Annotated in this window: 22 protein-coding genes; 10 read left to right on the plus strand and 12 right to left on the minus strand. The window is 68.4% G+C overall.

Annotated features, from left to right (window positions below; genetic code table 11):
- Positions 1–188 (minus strand): flagellar biosynthesis regulator FlaF (locus tag QZV94_RS11405; protein ID WP_293678001.1); only part of this gene is annotated, 188 nt, incomplete at its 3' end.
- On the minus strand, positions 148–573 hold the full coding sequence (gene flbT / locus QZV94_RS11410; protein WP_293678003.1) for a flagellar biosynthesis repressor FlbT: 426 nt from the start codon (positions 571–573) through the stop codon (positions 148–150). The genes flbT and QZV94_RS11405, both read right to left, overlap by 41 nt.
- A 216-nt stretch (positions 574–789) precedes the next feature.
- Between flbT and QZV94_RS11415 the strand changes: the two genes are divergently transcribed.
- Together QZV94_RS11415 and QZV94_RS11420 are read left to right on the plus strand one after the other, a co-directional pair.
- Positions 790–2,574 carry a tetratricopeptide repeat protein gene (locus QZV94_RS11415; RefSeq protein ID WP_293678004.1) on the plus strand — a complete coding sequence of 595 codons (1,785 nt, stop codon included), beginning with the start codon at positions 790–792 and terminating at the stop codon, positions 2,572–2,574.
- Positions 2,575–2,607: 33 nt separating this feature from the next.
- Complete coding sequence (locus QZV94_RS11420) at positions 2,608–3,300, plus strand: glycosyltransferase family protein (RefSeq protein WP_293678005.1); 693 nt, start codon at positions 2,608–2,610, stop codon at positions 3,298–3,300.
- 9 nt (positions 3,301–3,309) lie between these two features.
- On the opposite strand, the gene pseI is transcribed toward QZV94_RS11420, so the two are convergent.
- Genes pseI through QZV94_RS11440 form a run of 4 tightly spaced genes read right to left on the minus strand, consistent with a single transcriptional unit; the run spans position 3,310 to position 6,899 of the window.
- Positions 3,310–4,362, minus strand: a complete 1,053-nt coding sequence (gene pseI, locus QZV94_RS11425; RefSeq protein WP_293678007.1) for a pseudaminic acid synthase — start codon at positions 4,360–4,362, stop codon at positions 3,310–3,312.
- Positions 4,359–5,045, minus strand: coding sequence for an HAD family hydrolase (locus QZV94_RS11430; protein WP_293678009.1), 687 nt, complete (start codon positions 5,043–5,045; stop codon positions 4,359–4,361). The genes pseI and QZV94_RS11430 overlap by 4 nt, the downstream gene beginning before the upstream one ends.
- Position 5,046: 1 nt before the next feature.
- On the minus strand, positions 5,047–6,006 hold the full coding sequence (locus tag QZV94_RS11435; protein WP_293678010.1) for an ATP-grasp domain-containing protein: 960 nt from the start codon (positions 6,004–6,006) through the stop codon (positions 5,047–5,049).
- Positions 6,003–6,899 (minus strand): class I SAM-dependent methyltransferase, encoded by an 897-nt coding sequence (locus tag QZV94_RS11440; protein ID WP_293678011.1) that lies wholly within the window; start codon positions 6,897–6,899, stop codon positions 6,003–6,005. Before QZV94_RS11440 ends, QZV94_RS11435 begins: the two co-directional genes overlap by 4 nt.
- A gap of 151 nt (positions 6,900–7,050) precedes the next feature.
- Here QZV94_RS11440 and QZV94_RS11445 point away from each other — a divergent pair, with 151 nt between their 5' ends.
- The 3 genes from QZV94_RS11445 to QZV94_RS11455 all read left to right on the plus strand — a co-directional run bounded on the left by QZV94_RS11445 (position 7,051) and on the right by QZV94_RS11455 (position 9,570).
- Entirely contained in the window at positions 7,051–7,569 is a 519-nt protein-coding gene (locus QZV94_RS11445) for a hypothetical protein (protein ID WP_293678012.1), read from the plus strand.
- A gap of 155 nt (positions 7,570–7,724) precedes the next feature.
- Entirely contained in the window at positions 7,725–8,594 is an 870-nt protein-coding gene (locus QZV94_RS11450; protein ID WP_293678013.1) for a MoxR family ATPase, read from the plus strand.
- 139 nt (positions 8,595–8,733) lie between these two features.
- Complete coding sequence (locus tag QZV94_RS11455; protein WP_293678014.1) at positions 8,734–9,570, plus strand: hypothetical protein; 837 nt, start codon at positions 8,734–8,736, stop codon at positions 9,568–9,570.
- A 10-nt stretch (positions 9,571–9,580) separates the two neighbouring features.
- Here the strand turns inward: QZV94_RS11455 and QZV94_RS11460 are convergent, their stop codons facing one another.
- Together QZV94_RS11460 and QZV94_RS11465 are read right to left on the minus strand one after the other, a co-directional pair.
- Positions 9,581–9,955 (minus strand): hypothetical protein, encoded by a 375-nt coding sequence (locus QZV94_RS11460; protein WP_293678015.1) that lies wholly within the window; start codon positions 9,953–9,955, stop codon positions 9,581–9,583.
- Between the two features lie 31 nt (positions 9,956–9,986).
- Positions 9,987–10,799 carry a universal stress protein gene (locus tag QZV94_RS11465; protein ID WP_293678017.1) on the minus strand — a complete coding sequence of 271 codons (813 nt, stop codon included), beginning with the start codon at positions 10,797–10,799 and terminating at the stop codon, positions 9,987–9,989.
- A gap of 156 nt (positions 10,800–10,955) precedes the next feature.
- Here QZV94_RS11465 and QZV94_RS11470 point away from each other — a divergent pair, with 156 nt between their 5' ends.
- Together QZV94_RS11470 and QZV94_RS11475 are read left to right on the plus strand one after the other, a co-directional pair.
- Positions 10,956–11,549 carry an HD family hydrolase gene (locus QZV94_RS11470; RefSeq protein ID WP_293678027.1) on the plus strand — a complete coding sequence of 198 codons (594 nt, stop codon included), beginning with the start codon at positions 10,956–10,958 and terminating at the stop codon, positions 11,547–11,549.
- Complete coding sequence (locus tag QZV94_RS11475; RefSeq protein WP_293678018.1) at positions 11,546–12,505, plus strand: NAD regulator; 960 nt, start codon at positions 11,546–11,548, stop codon at positions 12,503–12,505. The genes QZV94_RS11470 and QZV94_RS11475 overlap by 4 nt, the downstream gene beginning before the upstream one ends.
- Before the next feature lie 52 nt (positions 12,506–12,557).
- On the opposite strand, the gene QZV94_RS11480 is transcribed toward QZV94_RS11475, so the two are convergent.
- From QZV94_RS11480 to QZV94_RS11490, 3 genes are all read right to left on the minus strand, one after another.
- Positions 12,558–13,493: a sterol desaturase family protein gene (locus QZV94_RS11480; protein ID WP_293678019.1), complete on the minus strand. Its 936-nt coding sequence runs from the start codon at positions 13,491–13,493 to the stop codon at positions 12,558–12,560.
- Positions 13,490–13,891, minus strand: coding sequence for a hypothetical protein (locus tag QZV94_RS11485; RefSeq protein ID WP_293678021.1), 402 nt, complete (start codon positions 13,889–13,891; stop codon positions 13,490–13,492). The genes QZV94_RS11480 and QZV94_RS11485 overlap by 4 nt, the downstream gene beginning before the upstream one ends.
- Before the next feature lie 131 nt (positions 13,892–14,022).
- Positions 14,023–14,568 (minus strand): porin family protein, encoded by a 546-nt coding sequence (locus tag QZV94_RS11490; protein ID WP_293678022.1) that lies wholly within the window; start codon positions 14,566–14,568, stop codon positions 14,023–14,025.
- 239 nt (positions 14,569–14,807) lie between these two features.
- Here QZV94_RS11490 and QZV94_RS11495 point away from each other — a divergent pair, with 239 nt between their 5' ends.
- From QZV94_RS11495 to QZV94_RS11505, 3 genes are all read left to right on the plus strand, one after another.
- Positions 14,808–15,923 (plus strand): beta-ketoacyl-ACP synthase III, encoded by a 1,116-nt coding sequence (locus QZV94_RS11495; protein ID WP_293678023.1) that lies wholly within the window; start codon positions 14,808–14,810, stop codon positions 15,921–15,923.
- Positions 15,924–15,940: 17 nt separating this feature from the next.
- The gene (locus QZV94_RS11500) at positions 15,941–16,948 is read left to right on the plus strand and encodes a S41 family peptidase (protein ID WP_293678024.1); all 1,008 of its coding nucleotides are present in this window, start codon (positions 15,941–15,943) and stop codon (positions 16,946–16,948) included.
- Between the two features lie 108 nt (positions 16,949–17,056).
- Entirely contained in the window at positions 17,057–18,427 is a 1,371-nt protein-coding gene (locus tag QZV94_RS11505; RefSeq protein WP_293678025.1) for a peptide MFS transporter, read from the plus strand.
- Here QZV94_RS11505 and ppdK read toward each other — a convergent pair.
- Positions 18,424–21,117 (minus strand): pyruvate, phosphate dikinase, encoded by a 2,694-nt coding sequence (gene ppdK / locus QZV94_RS11510; protein ID WP_293678026.1) that lies wholly within the window; start codon positions 21,115–21,117, stop codon positions 18,424–18,426. The two genes, QZV94_RS11505 and ppdK, sit on opposite strands and share 4 nt — an antisense overlap.
- Positions 21,118–21,194: the final 77 nt, after the last annotated feature.

Below are 21,194 nucleotides of genomic sequence, written 5' to 3' on the forward strand. Positions count from 1 at the left end.
CAGAGCGTCGCGAAGGTCGCCCAGACGCGACGGTTCCAGTCAAGCGCGTCCGCACGGCCGCCGATGTCGTTCGGGTCGAGCGCGGAAGCCTCGATCAGTGCGCGCGTTACCTGCGCGAACAGACGGTACTCCAGGTCGCGCGGGCTCTCAGCCCGCGTCGCCGCCCGCTGATAGGCCTGAAGGGACATTTCCCAACCTTTCGTCTTCGTATTCGATGAGTTTCCGGCACAGCATCAGCGCCTTGTAGAATTCCCGCTCCATGCAGTGCCTGGAGATGTTCACGCAGTCGGCGAGCACCGAGGGGTTCGTGATGACACCCATGAACTCCGTCAGCCGGCGGACGAATTCGTCGTAGTGGCGTTCGGCGCTGTTCTCGTCGAGGTACATCATCATCACCGGGAAGTAGATCCGGCGGGCCGGGGTCTGGACGTCGTCGGCCTGCATGATGTCCTTCTCGCGGAGGACGGAGGCCTTGTTCTGCAGGACGAGTACAGCGCGGCGGTCGCCATTCTGCACCACGGCCCCATTGAGAACGAACTTTTCGCCGGGCTTCAGAGACAACTTCAGAGGCAAGTCCGTCTCCCTTTTCGCGCTGCCGCCCGCACCATTGCGAATCGGACAACTCTACTCTCGCGCAAGCCGGCTCCCGGCGCATCCAACGCTTAGTGGACCCCGGTTAACGGCGCCTTGCGCCCCCTCGCTCGGGTCGCTCGTGCGACAGTTTGGCCGACTTAACTGGCGCTTAAGCATAAGGCGGCAAGCAGGACCGGTCCTCATCCGGAGTCCTTCATGTCGCGCAAGGCGATGATCAGCGCGCCCTCGGTGGGCGCCCTACAGGTGGCCGCGGCGCCGACGCCCGCCAGGCTCGCCATCGGGGACGTCGGCGAGGCCGGGGGCAGGGACGCCCTGGCCCGCCTGAACGAGGCGATGCGGGAGTTAAAGGCGGTCGCCGCCGCGCCGGTGCTGCGGCGCGCGATCGAGGCCCTCAACCGCGAAGACTTCGTGGCCGGCGGCAAGTGGGCGCTCGAAGGCCTCGCCCTCGACGAGCACAACGGCTTCGGCTGGTATTTGCTGGGCATCGCGCGCGAGCGCGCCGGCGATTTCGCCAGCTCCGTCAAGGCATACGAGGCCGCACTTCAACTGTTGCCGAACCACGCGGAGGTCTCCAACGACCTCGGCCGCCTGGCATATCGCATGGGCATGCACGAACAGGCCGAGAAGCTGTTTCGGCACTATGTCGCCCATGCGCCGGACCGGCCGGAGGGCGTCAACAACCTGGCTTCCGTAATCCGCGATCGCGGACGGCCGGACGAGGCGATCGACCTCCTGCGCGACGCCATCGGGCTGAAGCCGGACTCCTCGATGCTCTGGAACACCCTGGGCACGATCCTCATCGAACGCGGCGACCTGGAGTCGGCCGAGAGCTTCTTCGGTGAGGCGGTGCGCCTGGCTCCCAAGTTCGCCAAGGCCCGCTACAACCTCGGACAGGTCAAGCAAGGCCTGGGCGACGTGGCGGGCGCTCTGGTCGACTGCGACGCAGCGCTGAAGCTCGTAGGCACGGCGGACGACCGCCAAATGATGCGCCTGGCGCGCAGCAACTACCTGCTCGCGTTGAACCGCGTCGGCGAAGGCTGGGACGAGTACGAAGCGCGCATGTCGCCGCAGTTCGCCGACGTCACCCATTTCAACATCGACAAGCCCCGCTGGGAGCCCGGCGACGACATCGCCGGCAAGACCTTGCTGGTGATCGGAGAGCAGGGCCTGGGGGACGAGGTTCTGTTCGCCAACGTGCTCCCCGACGTGATCGAGAAGCTGGGCCCCGAGGGCCGGCTGCGGCTCGCCGTCGAACCGCGGCTCGTGCCGCTGTTCCAGCGCAGCTTCCCGCAGGCCGAGGTCACGCTGCACACGACCCACGTATGGTCCACCCGCCCGCTGCGCAGCGCCCCGAAGACCGACCACGCGACGGTCGATCTCTGGACGCCGATCGGCAGCCTGATGCGCGAGTTCCGACGCTCGGTCGATGCGTTCCCAAAGCGTGACCGCTTCCTCGTCGCCGATCCGGAGCGGGTGGCGCACTGGAAGAAGGTGCTGGAGGACGCGCCCGCCGGGCCCAAGGTGGGTCTCCTCTGGAAGAGCCTGATCAGCAAGGACGCCCGCCACCGCTACTTCTCGCCGTTCGAGCAATGGAAGACCGTGCTCAAGACCCCCGGCGTCAGCTTCGTGAACCTCCAGTACGGCGACTGCACGGCAGAGCTGGCGGAGGCGGAGCGCGAGTTGGGCGTGACCGTCTGGCAGCCCCCCGGCATCGACCTGAAGCTCGACCTGGACGACGTGACCGCCCTCGCCTGCGCCATGGACCTGGTGGTCGGCTTCTCCAACGCCACGCTGAACCTCGCCGCCGCGGCGGGCGCGCCCAACTGGCTGGTCTCGACGCCGGCGGCGTGGACCCTCCTGGGGTCGGACCACTACCCGTGGTACCCGCAGACCCGGGTCTTTCTGCCCGAACGGCTCGGCGAGTGGGAGCCCGTGATGCGGGATATCGCCGCGAACCTGCGCCAGTTCACCAAGCGCTGACGGCGCGTCGCCGCAGTTACGGGAGGGTTGCCGGTGACGGTGGCGATACTGCAGGCCCGGATGAGTTCGACCCGCCTGCCGGGCAAGGTGATGAAGCCACTGGCCGGGCGGCCGATGATCGAGCGCCAGCTGGAGCGGCTGCGCCGCTGCCTCACCCTGGACCGCATCGTCGTCGCCACCAGCCAGGACGCCTCCGACGATCCGTTGGCGGCGCACCTGGCCGGGCTGGGCGTGGATGTGTTCCGCGGCCCGCTGAACGACGTCCTTGGCCGCTACGTCGGAGCCGCATTGACGTTCGATGTCGGCCCAGACCTGGTCCGGCTGACCGCCGACTGCCCGCTGGCTGACCCGGGCGTGATTGATGACTGCGTGCGCCAGCGCGTCCGCCTCGGGGTCGACTACTGCTCCAACGGGCGGCGGCGCACCTACCCGCACGGGCTCGACGTCGAAGTCTTCACCCTGGAGGCCCTGCTGACAGCGGGCCGCGAGGCGACCGATCCCTACGACCGCGAGCACGTCACGCCCTTCCTCTATCGCAATCCGGATCGCTTTAGCGTGGGCGAGCTGACGCAGGCGCGTGACGAGGGCCACCTGCGCTGGACGGTCGATACCCCAGAAGACTTCGCATTCGTTGAGCGGGTCTATGGGGCGCTCTATCCGAGCAATCCGGCGTTCACGTCCGACGACGTGCGCGCCCTGCCCTTCTCCCACGTCGGGCCGGTCTAGAGCGCCGGCCTAGGAGAGCATCGACCAGTCGAGGGGCGACCCACGGCTCAGGTCGCGGGTCGCGCGCTTGTTCAGCACCTGCGGCAGATGCTTCGGCGGCAGGCCGTGACCCGGCCGGATCGAACGCACATTGTCGGCGGTCACCAACTCGCCCTTGGCGATGTCGGCCACGACGTACAACGATCGCCGGTGGTCGCGACTGGCGGCTTCCGAGGGCACCTCATCGTAGCGCACGACGCCCAGCGCCTCCCAGGCCTCGCGGCACTCCTTCACGAGGCGCTCCAGCTCTTGCGGCTCGAGCGAGAAGTCGGAGTCCACCCCGCCCTCGGCACGGCTGAGCGTGAAGTGCTTCTCGATGAAACAGGCCCCCAGCGCCACGGCGGCGACCGAGACCGTCACGCCCAGGGTATGATCCGAGAGCCCCATGACGACGGGATGCTGCTCGCCGAGGTGGCGCATCGTGAGCAGGTTCATATCCGAGACCGGCGCCGGATAGGCGCTGGTGCAGTGCAGCAGGATCACCCCGCCGTCGCCGGCGCGGCCCGCAGCCTCCACCGCCTCGCGGATCTCCTGCGGCGAGGCCAGGCCCGTCGACATGATCAGCGGCTTGCCTGTAGCGGCGCAGAGTTCGATCATCGGGATGTCGATCAGCTCGAACGACGCGATCTTGAAGGCGGGCGCGCCGAGTGACTCCAGCAACTCCACCGCCGTGGGGTCGAAGGGCGACGAGAAGATGTGGATACCGACTTGGCGAGCATGCTCAAATAGCCGCGGGTGCCACTCCCAGGGCGTGTGGGCCTCCTGGTAGAGTTCGTAGAGCCGGCGTCCGTCCCAGAGGCCGCCGTGAACCCGGAATTCTGGTCCGTCGTGGTCAATCGTGATGGTGTCGGCGGTGTAGGTCTGCAGCTTCACGGCGTCCGCGCCGGCGGCCTTGGCCGCATCGATCAGGGCCAAGGCGCGGCCGATGTCGCCATTGTGGTTGCCGGACATCTCCGCGACGATGTACGGCGGCTGGCCCGGCCCGATCTTGCGTCCGGCGATGGTGACTGAGGGCTCGCTCATGCGACGGCTCCAAACTGTTCATCCCGCAGGATCTTCGCCACGTCGGTGAAGCTGCGTGCGACGGCGTCCGGCGGAAAGCCGGCATCATCGCCGCCGGCGAAGCGACCGGTCAGCACCCGGATCGAACGGCACCCGACGGCGCGAGCCGCCGCCATGTCGTGTTGGGGATTGTCGCCGATCACCACGCTGTCCTCCGGCCTGGCGTCCAGTCGTCGGAGCGCCTCGATGTAGCATGCCGGGTCCGGCTTCGGGGCGCCGTGCTCCCAGCAGTAGAACACCTCGCCCACGAGATCGGCGATCCCCAGGGCCTCGACCTTGCGCCGCTGCATCAGCCCCAGGCCGTCGGTGATGACCGCCAGCCGGTGGTCGCGGGCGAGGTCGGCGAGCGTCTCCCTCACGCCCGGCCACAGGCCGATAGCCGGCCGGTGGTCGCGATAGGCGTGGACCAGGGTCTGGACCAGCTGCGGATCGGCCCCGGCGCCCACGTGGTCCAGGACCCGGTCGAAGATCTTGCCCCGGCCGCGGGTGTCGAGCTCCTCGATCATCTCGGCGACGAGGCGATCAGGCTCGACGGTGGGGAAACGCCCGGAGATGCGCCCGGCGACGGCGCGGAAGCCCGACAGGACGTAGTGGCGCTCGTCGTAGAGCGTGTCATCGAGGTCGATGAGCAGGGCGCGGGCCATGCTAGCGCCCCACCACCGCGGCCAGCTCCGCGTCGGTGACGAACCGATCCTCGCCGTAGCGCAGCATCGTCAGTCCGTAGGTGATCGTCCGCGGCGTCGCGGCGGCTGCGTGGGAGCCTTCGACCATCTGCATGATGCGCTCCGGAGAGGCGAGCCCGGCACGGAACGAGAGATTCGAGGCCCCGCCGAAACGTGGATTGACCTCGATGAAACGCGCGCCGTCCTGCGGCGTGTGGAACGCCTGCACGACGTTATGGCCCACCAGGCCAAGCGCCGCGCAGAGCGCCAGGGCCTGATCCACCATCGCCGGAAGATCCTCGACCCGCGACTTCACCGCCTCGCCGTCGCGCACCACCAGCCGCCGCCGCGCGACCCCCTGCAGGGGTCGGCCGGTCAGGTCCATCAGGACGTCGATCGTATACTCGGGCGCAGTCTCCAGCGCCTGGACCAGCAGGTCGTCGTCGTCCGGCAGGTCCGCCGTCGTCTCGACGCGCCGTGCGCCCTTTCCGCCTGCGCCCCGCACCGGTCGCACGAAGACGGGGAAGGAGCCCGGCGCCTCTCTGGGTCCGTAGGTGTGCGGCGTGCCCAGCCCTCGGGCGGCGCAGAAGGCTGTGAAGCGCCGCTTGTCCTGGCACAGGTCCAGCGCCTCGGCGTCGGGGACCGGCGCGGTCACGCCGAGCGCGGCGAATCGAGCCTTCGCCCCCGCCAGCACCGCCAACTCCGCGTCCCGCGTGGGCACAACCAGCCGGACCGCATGATCCGCGCAGCACCCGGCCAGCGCGTCAAGGAAACGTGGGTCATCGCTTCGGGGCAATAAGACGGCGGCGTCGGCCTCGAACAGGGCAGCGTTGTCGGCCGCCAGATCAGCGGCGAACACTCGCCCCCCTCGAGCGTGGGCCGCCTCGGCGAAGGCCCGGACCAGCTGGACCTTGGCCGCAGCGCTCAGGATCAGGACGTTCATCGCCGCCCGGCGGCGGCCCCCGCGACCGGACGCGCGTAGACGGTCTGGTTACGGCCAATGCCGGCGCGTGCGCACCCGCGGCGGTACTCGACCACCGCCTCCAGCGAGCGGTCCTTCCAAAGGCCCATCTCGAAGGCCACCCGGACGAAGTGGCAGTTCCGCCCTTTCGAGCGGTCGCGCATGTAGTCGTTGTCGGGATTGAGCAGGAAGATATCGACCGGGAACTCGCCCAGGTGGTCGACGACCTCCCAGCCGTGCGCGGCCATCGCCCGCGGCAGGGTGTCGGTGTTGAAGTAGTTCAGGTGGTCCGGAGGCGCGAGCCAGAACCGGGGGTCCGCCAGGCCTCGCTGGACGATCTGATCCTGCAGCCAGGAGCCGTCGTTCGGCACGGAGATCCGCACCAGGCCCTCCGGCGCGACGATCGCGCGCAGCCGCTGCAGCAGGCCCATAGGGTCTATGACGTGCTCCAGCACGTTGTTGCAGACCACCAGGTCGAAGGTCTCGCCCGCCGCGATCACCTGATCCAGCAGCGCGAAGGCGTCGCCCAGCATCAGGTGCTCCGACAGATAGGGGAAGAAGGCGCGCACCCCGTCGTCGGTGAAGTCGAGGCCCTTGGCCTCCCAGCCGCGCTTCAGGAAATAGTCGAGGGTGAATCCCTCGCCAACGCCGACCTCCAGCAGGCGGCCCGGCGGCCGAGCCCAGACGAGCTCGGTCTCGGCCGGCTGGAGCAGCTTGTGCTCCAGTTCCTCGGCCGTGTAGCCGTGGGCGTAAGGCGTGCCGCCGTGGTCGGAGGCGAAGTACTTGTCGCGATAGTATGCGGCAAGTTCGTCCGACGTCGGCCGGGGCTCAATCTCGAAATAGCCTTCCGGCTTCTCGACCAGTCTGATGCTCACGCAAGGCCTCCGGCGACGCTGGGCGGACCAGACCACATCGTGGTTAATCGGCCCTTACGGCGACACGGATGGGGGTAACCGGGCACGCTTGCGCGCAAGGAACACTAGCCCCGGCGAGGGGTTCTTCTGGCTCAGCCAGAGGAGCTATCCCATGACCGGCGGGACCTTCGAATCCGATCGCGACGATTTCGACAGCCAGGACCAGTCCGAGGCCTTCGACGAAGACAACACCGTGGGCGGCGGCGACCGCGGCGAGGTGCGGTCCTTCGCGGACGCGGACGAGCGCGCGACCCTCGAGGAGCTGCCGGACGTGGCGGACCTGCTGCAGGCGGCCGGCGACCGGGATGACGACGAGGCGATCGCCCTGGACGCCGACGAATTCGATCCGGACGCCGTCGAGGACGGCGATCTCGAGGAGGACGATGAACTCGACTTCCGCGCCGCCACGGCCGAGCGCGAGGACGACCTGGACGGCCAGGGACCGGACGACGCTTTCAACGAGGCCCGGATCGCCTCCGACGAGATCGACGGCCTCGAGGAAATCCGCGACGCAGCGGAGGCCCAGGGCGGCGAGGACGACGTCACCGACTTCCAGAGCCGGGGCATGAGCGACGAGGCGCTGCGCGACCAGGGCTATCTGGAGGACGAATCCGACGCAAAAGACCGTTAGGAAGGCCCGGTAGACGCCTGCCCCTGGGTGAGGCGTTTCGAAGCTCCCGTCGCCTGGGGGATGGAACCCGCTTGATCCTCGCGCGGGGGCCTATAGGCTGCACCAGACAAACAACTGTTCGAAAGTGGGCGTTCCGCCTGCGCAGGGGAGCCTGGATGCGCCAACGTTTTGAAGGCACGGACAACTACGTCGCCACAGAAGACCTGAAGGTGGCGGTCAACGCCGCCATCGCCCTGGAGAGGCCCCTCCTGATCAAGGGCGAGCCGGGGACGGGCAAGACCGTCCTGGCCTATGAGATCGCCAAGGCGCTGGGGTCCGACCTGATCACCTGGCACGTCAAGTCGACGACCAAGGCCACCATGGGCCTGTACGAGTACGACGCCGTGACGCGCCTGCGTGACAGTCAGCTCGGCGACGAGCGGGTCAAGGACATCAAGAACTACATCAAGAAGGGCAAGCTCTGGGAGGCCTTCGAGCACCAGGGTGGACGCCCGGTCCTGCTGATCGACGAGATCGACAAGGCCGACATCGAGTTCCCGAACGACCTCCTGCAGGAGCTCGATCGGATGGAATTCTACGTCTACGAGACCAATGAGACAATCAAGGCTGAGATCCGCCCGATCGTGATCATCACCTCCAACAACGAGAAGGAGCTGCCGGACGCATTCCTGCGCCGCTGCTTCTTCCACTACATCCGCTTCCCCGACGCCGAGACGATGCAGGAGATCGTCGACGTCCACTATCCGGGGATCAAGAACAAGCTGGTCGCCGAGGCGCTGCGCATCTTCTACGACATGCGCAAGGTGCCGGGCCTGAAGAAGAAGCCCTCCACCTCGGAGCTTCTCGACTGGCTGAAGCTGCTGATGGTCGAGGACATCGACGCCGACTCGCTGGCCGAGAAGGACCCGACCAAGCTGATCCCGCCGCTGCACGGCGCGCTCCTGAAGAACGAGCAGGATGTGCACCTGTTCGAGCGCCTGGCCTTCCTGGCCCGCCGCGAAGGCGCCGCGCGGCCGGGCCAATAGCCCACCAGCGTATGAAGAGACTCTACTAGAGGCATGGCTGCATCCATTTGGATGCAGCCTCCCTAGTTACGGTGTTTTCACTCGCCATTGGGCGGCCCTCAGGTCCATTTTCCGCGGCGAACGGACGGAGCCTGACGCTATGCGACCGCTTTTCCTGCTTGCCGCTTCGACCCTGGCGCTGACGTCGGCTGCCTGCGGGCCCACGACGCCGACGGCGCGCGCAGCCCTGGATTGCCCGACCAACCAGGGGGACCTGACCCGCACGTCAGCCTCGGCAGACGGCAAGACCTGCACCTACGCCACATCCAGCGGCGCCGAGGTGACCCTGCAACTGGTCTCGACCCAGGGCGGCGTCGACAAGGCGCTCACCGCCATCGAAACCACCTTGCTGGAGGGTCGCATCGAAGCGGGCAAGGACACCGCCGAAGCCGAGGACGCCAAGGGCGAGGCCGCCGCCATCAACGCAGAGGCCGGCACACCCGCCGACAAGGCGATGCAGGAAGCCAACGCCGACTCCAGCAAGGCCGGCGTCGACATCAGCGTGAGCGATAACGACGATGCAGTGCACATCGGGATGAAGGACGGCACGGTCGTCGCGAAAGGATCCCGCGACGGCACCACAACGGTGAACCTGCCCGGCATCCACGTGGTGGCCAACGAGCGCGACGACACCGCCAGCGTTTCGGTGGGGCCGATCCACATCGACGCGGGCGGAGACGGGGCGACGATCCGCATGCGCCGCGACGTGCGCTTGCGGGGCGAGGCCCTGAATCCGGACCGCCGCGGAATGCGCGCCACCTTCATCTACACCGGCGACGACCTGCCGAACGGCTACCGCTTCGTCGGTTACGAGGCCGCCGGGCCCAAGACCGGGCCCATCACCGTGGCGGTGGTGAAGTCGAAATCCGAGGGTCCGAACGGCGGCGAACTCTATCCGGACGTGAAGCGGCTGGTGCGCAAGAACGGCGGGGTCTGACGCCCGCCGCTCATTCCGCCGGCTGGACCTCTACGACCTTGTAGGTCAGCGGCCGGCCATCCTCGTCGGTGACCGTCACGTATTCCCCCACCGCGAAGACGTGCTGGCCCAGGCGGTGGACGGGTTCATCGTCGGCCGTGTCGCTGTCGTCATAGTCGAAGAACCAGCGCTGGCCCTTGCGGGCCAAGCGGCCGTCCTGCGGATCCTCGTCGGGAGCGAAGCGGCGCACCTTGCAGGCGTCACGCGCCTTGCCGTAGGCGGCCTCGTCCAGATGTCCATCTGGAGTCAGCGGAGCCGTGAGCGCGTAGCCGCGGTGGTCGTCCCCCCCAGCGAATTCAGTCCCGGGGTTGCGGGCGAGCCGCATCACGATCCGCGACAACGACATGAGGTCACCTCCTGGCAGTCAGATAAGCACGTTAGTGGGAGAGAAACAGCGACGGACTGTCCGAGTTCAACAGGGTGCGCGTGGCGCCGCCGAATATGAACTCCTGGAGCCGCGGGTGGCCGAAGGCGCCGGCCACAAGGATATCGGCGCCGACCTTGGTCGCCGCCGCCAGCAGCGCCGGCGCCGCCTCTCCCTTGTCGGGCAGCAGCATGACCTCGGACTTCACGCCGCGGGCTGCGTAGTAGGCCTGCAGGCGCGTTGGATCGAAACTGCGCGAACTGGCCTTAGGGGCGGCCACGATGACCACTGTCTTGGCCTTTTCCAGAAGCGGCGTGGCCAGCCGCGCCGCGCGCGAAGCCTCCTTGCCGCCGTCCCAGGCCACGGCGACCACGCCGCCCACCTTCAGGCCCTCGCGGGCGATCAGCACAGGCCGCTGCTCATCGGCGACCATCTGCTGGAAGGCCTCCGCCAGAGGCCCGCGGCCCCGCGACGGGTCGGGTGTGAACACCACCACGTCGGAGAGGCGGCTCTCCGCGGAGAGCCCCGCCCAAACCGGCGTCTGCAGGGCGATGAAGCGGGTCTTGGCGTAGCCGGCCTTCTCTGCGGCCTTTCTCGCATTGCCTTCTCCGGCCGCGGTGGCTTCCTTCAGGGATTCCAGCGCCGTGGTCTGCACGCCGCCCAGGAATCCCTCGCCCATCCAGGGCATGACGTCAGCCACGTCGGCGGGCGTGTAGACGGCTGCCAGCTCGGCGCCGAACGGCTCGGCGATCAGCGCGCCAGCGGCTACGGCAGCGACGTCGCCCTGGCCGCCGGATAGTGGCGCCATGATGCGAGCCCAACTCATGCGTCCATCCTCATTCGCTCTGCGTAACCCGCCGGCGCCCGACGCGGATTGATCTTTGTCAGGTGTTGGGTCAGTTCACAGCGCGACAGTGGAAGGAATGCGCGGGTGAGGAAAGGGCTGCGTCGCACAAACGAAGCGCCCCGGGCCTGGCAGCGGATGCTCTCGGGCCGCAGGCTGGACCTGCTTGATCCCTCGCCGATGGATATCGAGATCGAGGACATCGCCCACGGGCTGGCCCGCGTCGCCCGCTGGAACGGCCAGACGATCGGCGAACACGCCTTCTCCGTCGCCCAGCACTCGGTGGTGGTGGAGGAGATCGTCGCCCATATCCGCCCCGACATAGAGCCGCGCTGGCGGCTGGCGGCCCTGCTGCACGACGCCTCTGAGTACGTGATCGGCGACATGATCAGCCCGTTCAAGGCGGCGCTGGGTTATGACTACAAGCTGTTCGAGGAGCGGCTGGAGAACGCTATCCACGTGCGTTTCGGCCTGCCGGCCAGGGCGCCGGCGCCGATCCAGCGGCTGATCAAGCAGGCCGACCGGGCCTGCGCCTTCTTCGAGGCCACGCAGCTCGCTGGCTTCAGCCATGCAGAATCGCTGGAATTCTTCGACGCGCCACCGGCGGGCTACACGCTGAAGATCGAGCCGCAGGCGGCCTCGGAGGCACAGGCCCACTACCTGCGCCGCTTCGAGGTGCTTTCGGAGGCGGCCGGCTACGTGCGCCACGATCAGGCGTTTGACACCGAATGACCAGCTCTCTCGTCATCGGCCTATCGGCGGTGGTGGTCGCCATCAAGGATGGCGAGGCCGTGGCGCTGACCGTGCGCCAGCGCGGCGCGGGCGGCGGGCTCGGATTGCCCTTCGGCCCCTTCGATCCCGGCGGCCACCGCACCTTCGAGCTGGGGCTCCGCGCGTTCGTGACCGAGCAGACCCGGTTCGACCTCGGCTACGTGGAGCAGCTCTACACTTTCGGCGACAAGGGTCGCGACGCGCCGCTGGCGGACCTGGGCCATGGGGACGGCGCGGCCCGGGTGATCTCGGTGGGCTACCTGGCGCTGGCGCCGGCCGCGGTAGACACGCATTTCGCCGGCAGCGAGTGGCGGCCCTGGTCGCGGATCTTCCCGTGGGAGGACTGGCGGGCGGGCCGTCCGGTCGCGCTGGCCGCCATCGAGCCGGCGCTGCGCACCTGGGCCGGGGCCGACTCCCAGAAGCTGGCCCGTGCGAGGCTCCTGTTCGCACTAGACGGCGCGCCCTGGAATGAGGAGCGGGTGCTGGAACGCTATGAGCTGCTCTACGAGGCCGGCCTCGCCCCCGAGGCCGCCCGCGACCGCGACGAGGCCGCGCCAGATCGCTCCGACGCCCTGGTCGTCGCCCTGGGCGAGCCGATGATCTCCGACCACCGCCGCATCCTGGCGACTGCGCTCGGGCGGCTGCGCGGCAAGCTGAAGTACCGCCCTGTGGTGTTCGAGCTGATGCCCGACGCCTTCACCCTCTCGGCTTTGCAGCGCACCGTCGAGGCCATCGCCGGCGTCCCGCTGCACAAGCAGAACTTCCGCCGCGCCCTCGAGCGGGCGGAGCTGGTGGAGGGCCTGGGCCAGCTCGACGCCGAGACCGGCGGGCGGCCCGCCGAGCTCTTTCGGTTCCGCCGTGAGATCCTGGGCGCGCGTCCCGTGTCGGGCCTCAGCCTTCCGCTGCTGCGGGACTGAGCTAGACCGCTGGCGGCGCAGGTGGGCCGGCGCACCCGCCGTGCGCCGCAAGCTACGCCTTCTCGACCGCAGGGCGTAGCGCCTCCGGCCCCACGTGGCCGCGCACCGGTATCCCGGCGCGTTCCTTGAGCGCCCGCGAGGTGTCGCGGCTGCCGTCCGGGCTCCAGCCGGGCGGGCCGAACAGCCAGCCGAGCGCGTGGCGCGGCGCACGGACCAGATCCCGGGCGATGCCGATCCACTCGTGGAAGGCCACGCGGAGGATGTTGAAGGTGGCGAGGTTTCTGACCACGCCGTAGCGACACGCCTCCTCGTCCAGCTCCGGCTGGAAGGTGCCGAACAGGCGGTCCCAGACGATCAGGATGCCGGCGTAGTTGCGGTCGAGGTACACCGGGTTGCGGGCGTGGTGCACCCGGTGGTGCGAGGGGGTGTTGAACACCGCCTCGAACCAGCGCGGCAGGCGGCGGATCGCCTCGGTGTGGATCCAGTACTGGTAGACTAGGCTGACGCCCTTCTGGATGGCGATCATCGCCGGCGGAAAGCCCAGGAACGCCAGCGGCAGCCAGAGCAGCCACGTGCCGGCCAGGCCGCCGGTCCACGTTTGCCGAAGCGCCGTGGAGAGGTTGTAGTGCTGGCTGGTGTGGTGGTTCACGTGGCTCGCCCACCAGAACCGCCGCTCGTGGCTGAGGCGGTGGAACCAGTAGTAAGTCAGGTCCTCGAGCAGGAAGATCGCGGCCCAGGCCCAGATCGCCGTCATCGGGATCGTGAACAGGCGGTGCTGGTAGACCCAGACCGTGGCGGCGAACACCACGCCGGCCGTGAGCAGGCCGGCCACGCTGGAGCCGAGGCCCATCAGCAGCGAGGTGGCGGTGTCGCGGGTCTCGTAGTTCGCCTTCACGACCCGCAGGCGCGCGAACACGATCTCGAGGAAGACCGTCAGGACGAAGAACGGGGTCGCGAGGGTGACCGGATCGAACTCCGCCTCCATCATGCGGCGAGATCTCCCTTGAGGTTCTCCGGCGGCCAGGCGGCGAAGGCGATCGTTGCCGCGGGCGCGGCCACATCATCCAGGTTCACCCGCAGCCGGCCGTCCTTGAAGGTCGCAGCCACGGCCTGCGGCCAGGGAATCTGGCGCAGAGCGAACCCGTCGCCGACCCGGCAGATGACCAGCGCGAGGCCGGCCGACTTGGCCATGGCGCCGCAGCCGTCCGAGGCGATCCAGACGGCGTCGATGGGGCGTCCAGGGAATTCCTCGGCCAGCAGGAGCCGCGCCTTGTGCTCGTCCAGCGGGCCCACGGGCCTGGCGATCCTGGCCCACGCCGCGACAGCCACCAGCGCGCCGACCGCCGCCGCCGACAGGGCCAGTTGAACGAAGAAAGCCTCGTCCATGGCGCTCCTCCCTACTCTTGACGCGAGGGTGGGCGCGGGCCGATGGGCGGTCAAGGAAAAGGCCACGCCTGTATAGGCGTGGCCTTCCCTTCAGGGGCCGACGTCCTGGAGGGGCTGCGGCCCAAACGCGCCTAGAACCGGCGCACGTAGCCCACGGTCCAGACGTTGGCGTGGCCTTGGTCGTTGTTGAACTCCTGGCGGGTGTAGTCGACGCGCACGCCGTTCATCCCGTCGAAGTGGTGCTGCGCGCCGACGCCGAAGTTCCACGACTCGGCCGAGTCGGAGGCCGACAGGCCGCCGCTCTTCACGCGCAGCTTGGTCGTTCCGTAGCCCACGCGCGCCAGGAGGTCGGTGTTCGCGCCCACCGGCAGGAAGCCCACGCCGTAGATCGCGGCCGAATGCTTCAGCCGAGTGTTGAACCGGACGCCGGCGACGGTGTCGGTGTCACTCTTGAGGCCGGTGGCGAGCTCGCCCTCGATCCCGAGGTAAGGCATGAAGCGGTAGCCCAGCCGGCCGCCGATGGTCTTCAGGTCGGTCTGGCCAGCGTCCAAGACACCGACGTTGAGGTTACCGTAGGCGCCAGTGTTCGGCGCGGTTGCGTCCTGGGCCTGGGCGGCGGCGGGAACGACAGTGGCGATCGCGGCCAGCGAGGCCGCGGCGATGAGAGCGTTTTTCATTGTGGGGAGGAAACTCCGTACTTCGTTACTAGGCAGCCCGCCCAGATCGTTAGTTCGGCTTCAAACGCGGCGAGGGACGGTCCGTTCTGTGGCTGGCGGATGTCCGCCGACGGCTGTGGCCATCGGGCCACAGGGCCTTGCAGGACCGCTGCACAACGCATAGCGCGCGATGGGTCAAATCGCCCGATGCAACGGCGCGGCGTGCTATCAGTCGCCCACGTCGTGGGAGGATCTCAGGAATGACGGACGCGGTGATCGCCGCCACGGGGCTCTACACGCCACCGAACAGCCTCTCGAATGAGGAGCTGGTGCAAACCTTCAACGCCTACGTCGAGCGGTTCAATGCCGCCAACGCCGATGCCATCGCCGCCGGCGAGGTCGCCGCCCTCACCCCCTCCTCCGCCGAGTTCATCGAGAAGGCGTCCGGCATCAAGTCGCGCTTCGTGGTGGACAAGACCGGCCTGGTCGACCCCGAGCGCATGGCGCCGAACATCCCCGAGCGGCCCAACGAGGAGATCTCCGTGCTGGCGGAGATGGCGGTGGCCGCCGCCAAGGACGCGATCGCGTCGTGGGGCAAGGATCCTGGCCGGATCGACGCGGTGATCTGCGCGGCGTCGAACATGCAGCGGGCCTATCCGGCCATGGCCATCGAGGTGCAGCAGGCGCTGGGGCTCGGCGGCTTCGCCTTCGACATGAACGTCGCCTGTTCCTCCGCCACCTTCGGCATCAAGACCGCCGCGGACTTCGTCACCGGCGGCGGGGCACGCGCGGTGCTGATGGTCAATCCTGAGATCTGCTCCGGACACCTCAACTTCCGCGACCGCGACAGCCACTTCATCTTCGGCGATGTGGCGACGGCGGTGATCGTCGAGCGCGCCGAGGACGCCACCGGAGGCTGGGACATCCTGGGGACGCGCCTGAAGACACAGTTCTCCAACAACATCCGCAACAACTTCGGCTTCCTGAACCGCGCTGCGCCCGAGGGGATCCGGGCCGTCGACAAGCTGTTCGTGCAGGAGGGCCGCAAGGTCTTCCGCGAGGTGGTGCCGTTGGTTTCCGACATGATCGTCGAGCACGCGGCCGACCTGGGCATCGACCCCCGCGGCCTGAAGCGGATGTGGCTGCACCAGGCCAACATCAACATGAACGTCATGATCGGCAAACGCGTCCTCGGCCGCGACCCGACGCCGGAGGAGAACGTCATCATCCTCGACGAGTACGCCAACACCTCGTCCGCGGGCTCGATCATCGCCTTCCACAAGGCCAACGACGACTTCTCACCCGGCGAGACGGGCTTGATCTGCTCGTTCGGCGCGGGGTACTCGGCCGGGACCGTGTTCGTCAGGAAGCGCTAAGCGCCTCGGAGTGCCGCGTGAGAACCTTGCCCCTGCTGGCCGCCGCGTGCCTGGCCGCCACCCCTGCCCTCGCCCAGCCGGCCTTCGGCTCGCGGGCCGACGCCGCCGCCTCGGCGCAGATCACCCCGGCGCAGAGGAAGCCCGTGGTCGCCGCCATCGTCCGGGAAATCCAGAAGGACTACGTCCTGCCTGAGAAGATCCCTGGGATCGTCGCCGCAATCCGCGCTTCAGACCGCGCCGCCGCCTATGCGCTCACCGACAGCAACGCGTTCGCCGCCCGGGTCACCGCGGATCTGCGCAAAGCCAGCGGCGACGGCCATCTCTATCTGCGGTGGGATCCCAAGCAGTATGCGGGGCTCGGCAGCGGCGAGTCCGTGCAGGAGAGCGCGGCGTACTGGCGCGAGATGGCGCATCGCATGCACCACGGCATCACCGAGTTGCGGGTGCTTCCGGGCAACGTCCGCTACATGAAGGTGGCCGCCTTCTTCTGGAGCGAAGGGGAGACGCCGCGGGCCTATGACGACGCGGTGCGGTTCCTGAAGGACGGCGAGGCCGTCATTATCGACCTCCGCGGCAACGGCGGCGGCGACGCGCTGGCAGTGCGCTACCTCGTCAGCCACTTCGTGGAGCCAAACAAGCTGATGCTCACCTTCCTGGAAGGGGGCAAGCCGCCGGAGGAGTCGCGGTCGCTGGCCGACTTGCCGTCGGGCCGCCTCACCGGCAAGCCCCTCTATGTGCTGACGGATCGCCGCTGCGGTTCGGCTTGCGAGGACTTCGCGTACGCGGTCCAGCAATTCAAGCTCGGGGAACTGATCGGCGCCACCACGGCCGGTGCGGCCAACAACAACCGCCTCGCCCCCATCGCGCCCGGCTTCGTAGTCAGCGTGTCCAACGGACGCCCGGTGCATCCCGTGAGCGGGACCAACTGGGAAGGCGTAGGTGTGGCGCCGGACGTTGCGGTGGAGCCTGCGCAGGCGCTTGAGACGGCCCAGGCCCGCGCGAAGACGAAACTCGCCGCGCGCTGAGGTCGCTCAACGCCCGGTGGCTGGCGAGCGCTGAGGGAACCGGCCTAGCGTGACTGCCCAGGCCTGGAGGCGAGTTCCTCAAGGGCGTCGCTTGTCAGGAATCCACGCGTGGCGACGAGCTTCGACCTCGATCCAGCTTACGGCGCCAGCGCCGCTCATCCGCCGGGGCTCTACTACCTGAGCTTCACCGAGGTCTGGGAGCGCTTCTCGTTCTACGGGATGCAGGCGCTGCTGGTGCTCTACATGGTCGACCAGGTGCTCACCCCCGGCCACATCGAGACTGTCGCCGGGATGGGCGGCTTCCGGACGGCGCTGGAAGGTGTCTTCGGGCCGCTGTCGGTGCAGGCGCTGTCCTCGCAGGTCTTCGGGCTCTATACCGCGTTCGTCTATTTCACCCCGCTGATGGGCGGCTGGATCGGCGACCAGGTGCTGGGCCGGCGTACGACGGTGCTGATCGGCGCCGGGCTGATGGCGCTGGGTCACCTCCTGATGGCCTTCGAGGTGACGTTCCTGCTGGCGTTGCTGATGCTGATCCTCGGCAGCGGCTGTCTGAAGGGCAACATCTCCGCCCAGGTCGGCGATCTCTATCCGCGCGACGACCCGCGTCGCACGCCGGCCTTCTCGCTGTTCAACCTCGCGATCAACATCGGCGCGTTCATCGCTCCGCTGGCCTGCGGCACCCTGGGCGAGCTCTACGGCTGGCACTATGGCTTCGGCCTGGCTGCTGCCGGCATGGTCGTCGGGGCCGCCATCTATTGGGCCGGCGGCAGACACCTGGCGCCCCAGGCCCCTGTGCGCCGGCAGGCTCGCCGCCCTGCCCTGACCGCCACCGACATGCCGATGATGTGGGCGCTGGGCGCGATGCTGCTCCTGGGCACTCTTTATGGCGTCGCCTACGCCCAGGAGTTCAACGTCTTCAATATCTGGGCGCGCGCGCAGACCGACCGCCACATCCTGGGCTTCGAGATGCCGGTGACGTGGTTCCCCGCCTTCGATGGTCTATTCATCGTGGCGTTCACGCCGCTGGTGCTCCGCCTGTGGTCCGCGCAACGCCGCCGCGGGATCGAGGAGAGCGACCTGGCCAAGATCGGCTTGGGCAGCGCCTTGGGGGCCATCGGCATGCTGGCGCTCGTCGCGGCGTCGCTGATCTTTGCCGACGGCGGACGTCCCGGCGTGGGCTGGGGGGTGTTCTGCTTCCTGATGTTCGCGCTCGGCTTCATCTACACGTGGCCGACTACGCTGGCCTTATGCTCCCGCAACGCCCCGGCGGCCCTGGGCGGCGTCATCATGGGCGTCGCGTTCCTGACGAACTTCGTCGCCAACTCCCTGTGCGGCTGGATCGGCTCCTACTACGAGAGGATGACGGCCGCGAACTTCTGGCTGCTGCACGCGGCGATCACCGGCGTCGGGGCCGTCCTCATCTTCGCCTTCCACCGGCCGCTGAACCGGGCGCTCTGCACGCCTCGGCCCGAGGGCTAGCGGTCGGTCTCGCGCACGCCGATCGCCGCCTGAGCGGCGGCCAGCCGGGCGATCGGCACGCGGTAGGGTGAGCAGCTGACGTAGTCCAGGCCGACGGTCTCGCAGAACGCGATGGAGGCCGGGTCGCCGCCGTGTTCGCCGCAGATGCCCAGCTTCACGTCTGGCCGGACGGCCCTGCCCCGCTCGGCGGCGATGCGGATCAGGTCGCCGACACCCTCCTGGTCCAGGGTCACGAACGGGTCGCGCTCGAAGATTCCCTTGTCGATGTAGGCGTTCAGGAACCGGCCCGAGTCGTCACGGCTGATCCCGAAGGTGGTCTGGGTCAGGTCGTTGGTGCCGAACGAGAAGAACTCGGCGTGCTGGGCTAGGTCGCCGGCGCGGATGGCGGCGCGCGGGAGCTCGACCATGGTGCCGACCTGGTACTCGATCGTGACGCCCTTCTCGGCGAGGACTTCCTTGGCCACGCGGTCGGTGAGCTCGCGCAGGAACTTCATCTCCTCACCCTTGGCGACCAGCGGGTGCATGATCTCCGGGATCGGCGCCGGACGGCCCTCGGCGGCCACCTCGCAGGCGGCCTCGATGATGGCGCGCACCTGCATCTCGTAGATTTCGGGATAGGACACTCCCAGCCGGCAGCCGCGGTGGCCCAGCATGGGGTTCACCTCGTGCAGGTCCTGGGCGCGGCGCATCAGCTTCTGCGGGTCCAGGCCGGTCGCCTCGGCGACGGCCGCCACGTCCTCCTCGGTATGCGGCAGGAACTCGTGCAGCGGCGGGTCCAGGAGGCGGATGGTGACCGGCAGGCCCTCCATGATCTTGAACAGCGACACGAAATCGGCGCGCTGCATGGGGAGGATCTTGCTGAGCGCGCCCTTCCGACCCGCAGCGTCGTCGGCCAGGATCATCTCGCGCACGGCGGCGATCCGGTCGGGATCGAAGAACATGTGCTCGGTGCGGCAGAGGCCGATGCCCTCCGCGCCGAACTGGCGGGCGGTGGTGGCGTCCAGCCCGGTCTCGGCGTTGGCGCGCACCTTCAGGCGCCGGTTTTCGTCGGCCCAGGTCATCAGGTGGGCGAAGTCGCCGGACAGCTCCGGCTCGATCATCTTGACCACGCCCTCCAGCACCTCGCCGGTGGAGCCGTCGATGGTGATGACGTCATAGGCCCGGATCGTCTTGCCCCTGGCGCGGAATTCCTGGTTGCGGTTGTCGATGACGATCTCGCCGGCGCCGGAGACGCAGGGCCGGCCCATGCCGCGGGCGACCACGGCGGCGTGGCTCGTCATGCCGCCGCGGGCGGTGACGATGCCGCGCGCGGCGTCCATGCCGCGGATGTCCTCGGGGCTGGTCTCCTCGCGGACCAGGATTACCGCCTCCCCGGCGCCGCCCAGCTTTGCGGCCTCCTCGGCGGTGAACACCACCTTGCCGGTGGCCGCGCCGGGCGAGGCCGGCAGGCCCTTGGCGATGACGATACGCTCGCTGGAAGGGTCGATGGTCGGGTGCAGCAGCTCGTCCAGGCGCGATGGGTCCACCCGCATCACCGCCTCGGCATGGCTGATGACGCCCTCGTTGGCGAGGTCGACGGCGACCTTCACCTCGGCCTTGGCGGTGCGCTTGCCGTTGCGGGTCTGCAGCATGTAGAGCCGGCCGCGTTCGACGGTGAACTCGATGTCCTGCATGTCGCGGTAGTGGGTCTCAAGCTTGCCCACCACCTCCTTGAACTGGGCGAACACCTCGGGCAGCGCCTCTTCCATGGAGGGGTTCACGTCGCCCATCTCCTCGCGGGCGATCTTGGTCAGCGGCTGCGGCGTGCGGATGCCGGCGACCACATCCTCGCCCTGGGCGTTGATCAGGAATTCGCCGTAGAGCCGGGCCTCGCCGGTGGATGGATTGCGGGTAAAGGCCACACCGGTGGCAGAGCCGTCGCCCATGTTGCCGAAGACCATCGACTGCACGGTCACCGCCGTGCCCCAGCTCTCGGGGATGTCGTGCATGCGGCGGTAGAACTTGGCCCGATCGTTCATCCAGCTGGCGAACACCGCGGCCACCGCGCCCCACAGCTGTTCGTGCGGGTCCTGCGGGAACGGCTTGCCCAGGTCGCGCTGCACGAAGTCCTTGTAGTCGGCGACCACCGCTTCCCAGTGTTCGGCCGAGAGGCCGGTGTCCACGTGGATGTCCAGGCGGTCCTTATGGTCGTCGAGGATCTCCTCGAACATGTGGTGGTCCAGGTCGAGGACCACGTTGGAGTACATCTGGATGAAGCGGCGGTAGCTGTCGAAGGCGAAGCGGCGGTCGCCGGACAGCTTGGCCAGCCCCTCCACCGTCTGGTCGTTGAGGCCCAGGTTCAGGACCGTGTCCATCATCCCGGGCATCGAGGTGCGGGCGCCGGAGCGCACGGAGACCAGCAGCGGATTGGCTACGTCGCCGAAGGCCTTGCCGGTGATCTGTTCGACCGTCTTCAGCCCAGCCGCCACCTGTTCCTTCAGGTTGTCGGGATAGCTCTGGCTGTTCGCGTAGTAGTGGTTGCAGGCCTCGGTCGTGATGGTGAAGCCGGGCGGTACGGGCAGCCCCAGCGCGCTCATCTCGGCAAGGTTCGCGCCCTTCCCGCCCAAGAGGTTCTTCATCGCGGCGTCGCCGTCGGCCTTGCCGCCGCCGAAGGCATAGACCCAGCGCGTCTTCACCAGCGTGTCGGCCATCCGTCTCAAACCTCCGCTCATCCCCGCGAAAGCGGGGACCTAGCCCGTAACCTGGGAGAAATCCGCCACCTGCCCCA

It is taken from the genome of uncultured Phenylobacterium sp., from assembly GCF_902826855.1.
GTDB lineage: Bacteria > Pseudomonadota > Alphaproteobacteria > Caulobacterales > Caulobacteraceae > Phenylobacterium.

What these genes read in the sequence shown, in the direction of transcription:
- QZV94_RS11415 (WP_293678004.1), top strand. Translation starts at nt 790, where the DNA reads ATGTCGCGCAAGGCGATGATCAGCGCGCCCTCGGTGGGCGCCCTACAG.
- pseI (WP_293678007.1), bottom strand. Translation starts at nt 4,362, where the DNA reads ATGAGCGAGCCCTCAGTCACCATCGCCGGACGCAAGATCGGGCCGGGC.
- QZV94_RS11430 (WP_293678009.1), bottom strand. Translation starts at nt 5,045, where the DNA reads ATGGCCCGCGCCCTGCTCATCGACCTCGATGACACGCTCTACGACGAG.
- QZV94_RS11435 (WP_293678010.1), bottom strand. Translation starts at nt 6,006, where the DNA reads ATGAACGTCCTGATCCTGAGCGCTGCGGCCAAGGTCCAGCTGGTCCGG.
- QZV94_RS11445 (WP_293678012.1), top strand. Translation starts at nt 7,051, where the DNA reads ATGACCGGCGGGACCTTCGAATCCGATCGCGACGATTTCGACAGCCAG.
- QZV94_RS11450 (WP_293678013.1), top strand. Translation starts at nt 7,725, where the DNA reads ATGCGCCAACGTTTTGAAGGCACGGACAACTACGTCGCCACAGAAGAC.
- QZV94_RS11455 (WP_293678014.1), top strand. Translation starts at nt 8,734, where the DNA reads ATGCGACCGCTTTTCCTGCTTGCCGCTTCGACCCTGGCGCTGACGTCG.
- QZV94_RS11460 (WP_293678015.1), bottom strand. Translation starts at nt 9,955, where the DNA reads ATGTCGTTGTCGCGGATCGTGATGCGGCTCGCCCGCAACCCCGGGACT.
- QZV94_RS11465 (WP_293678017.1), bottom strand. Translation starts at nt 10,799, where the DNA reads ATGAGTTGGGCTCGCATCATGGCGCCACTATCCGGCGGCCAGGGCGAC.
- QZV94_RS11470 (WP_293678027.1), top strand. Translation starts at nt 10,956, where the DNA reads ATGCTCTCGGGCCGCAGGCTGGACCTGCTTGATCCCTCGCCGATGGAT.
- QZV94_RS11475 (WP_293678018.1), top strand. Translation starts at nt 11,546, where the DNA reads ATGACCAGCTCTCTCGTCATCGGCCTATCGGCGGTGGTGGTCGCCATC.
- QZV94_RS11480 (WP_293678019.1), bottom strand. Translation starts at nt 13,493, where the DNA reads ATGATGGAGGCGGAGTTCGATCCGGTCACCCTCGCGACCCCGTTCTTC.
- QZV94_RS11485 (WP_293678021.1), bottom strand. Translation starts at nt 13,891, where the DNA reads ATGGACGAGGCTTTCTTCGTTCAACTGGCCCTGTCGGCGGCGGCGGTC.
- QZV94_RS11490 (WP_293678022.1), bottom strand. Translation starts at nt 14,568, where the DNA reads ATGAAAAACGCTCTCATCGCCGCGGCCTCGCTGGCCGCGATCGCCACT.
- QZV94_RS11495 (WP_293678023.1), top strand. Translation starts at nt 14,808, where the DNA reads ATGACGGACGCGGTGATCGCCGCCACGGGGCTCTACACGCCACCGAAC.
- ppdK (WP_293678026.1), bottom strand. Translation starts at nt 21,117, where the DNA reads ATGGCCGACACGCTGGTGAAGACGCGCTGGGTCTATGCCTTCGGCGGC.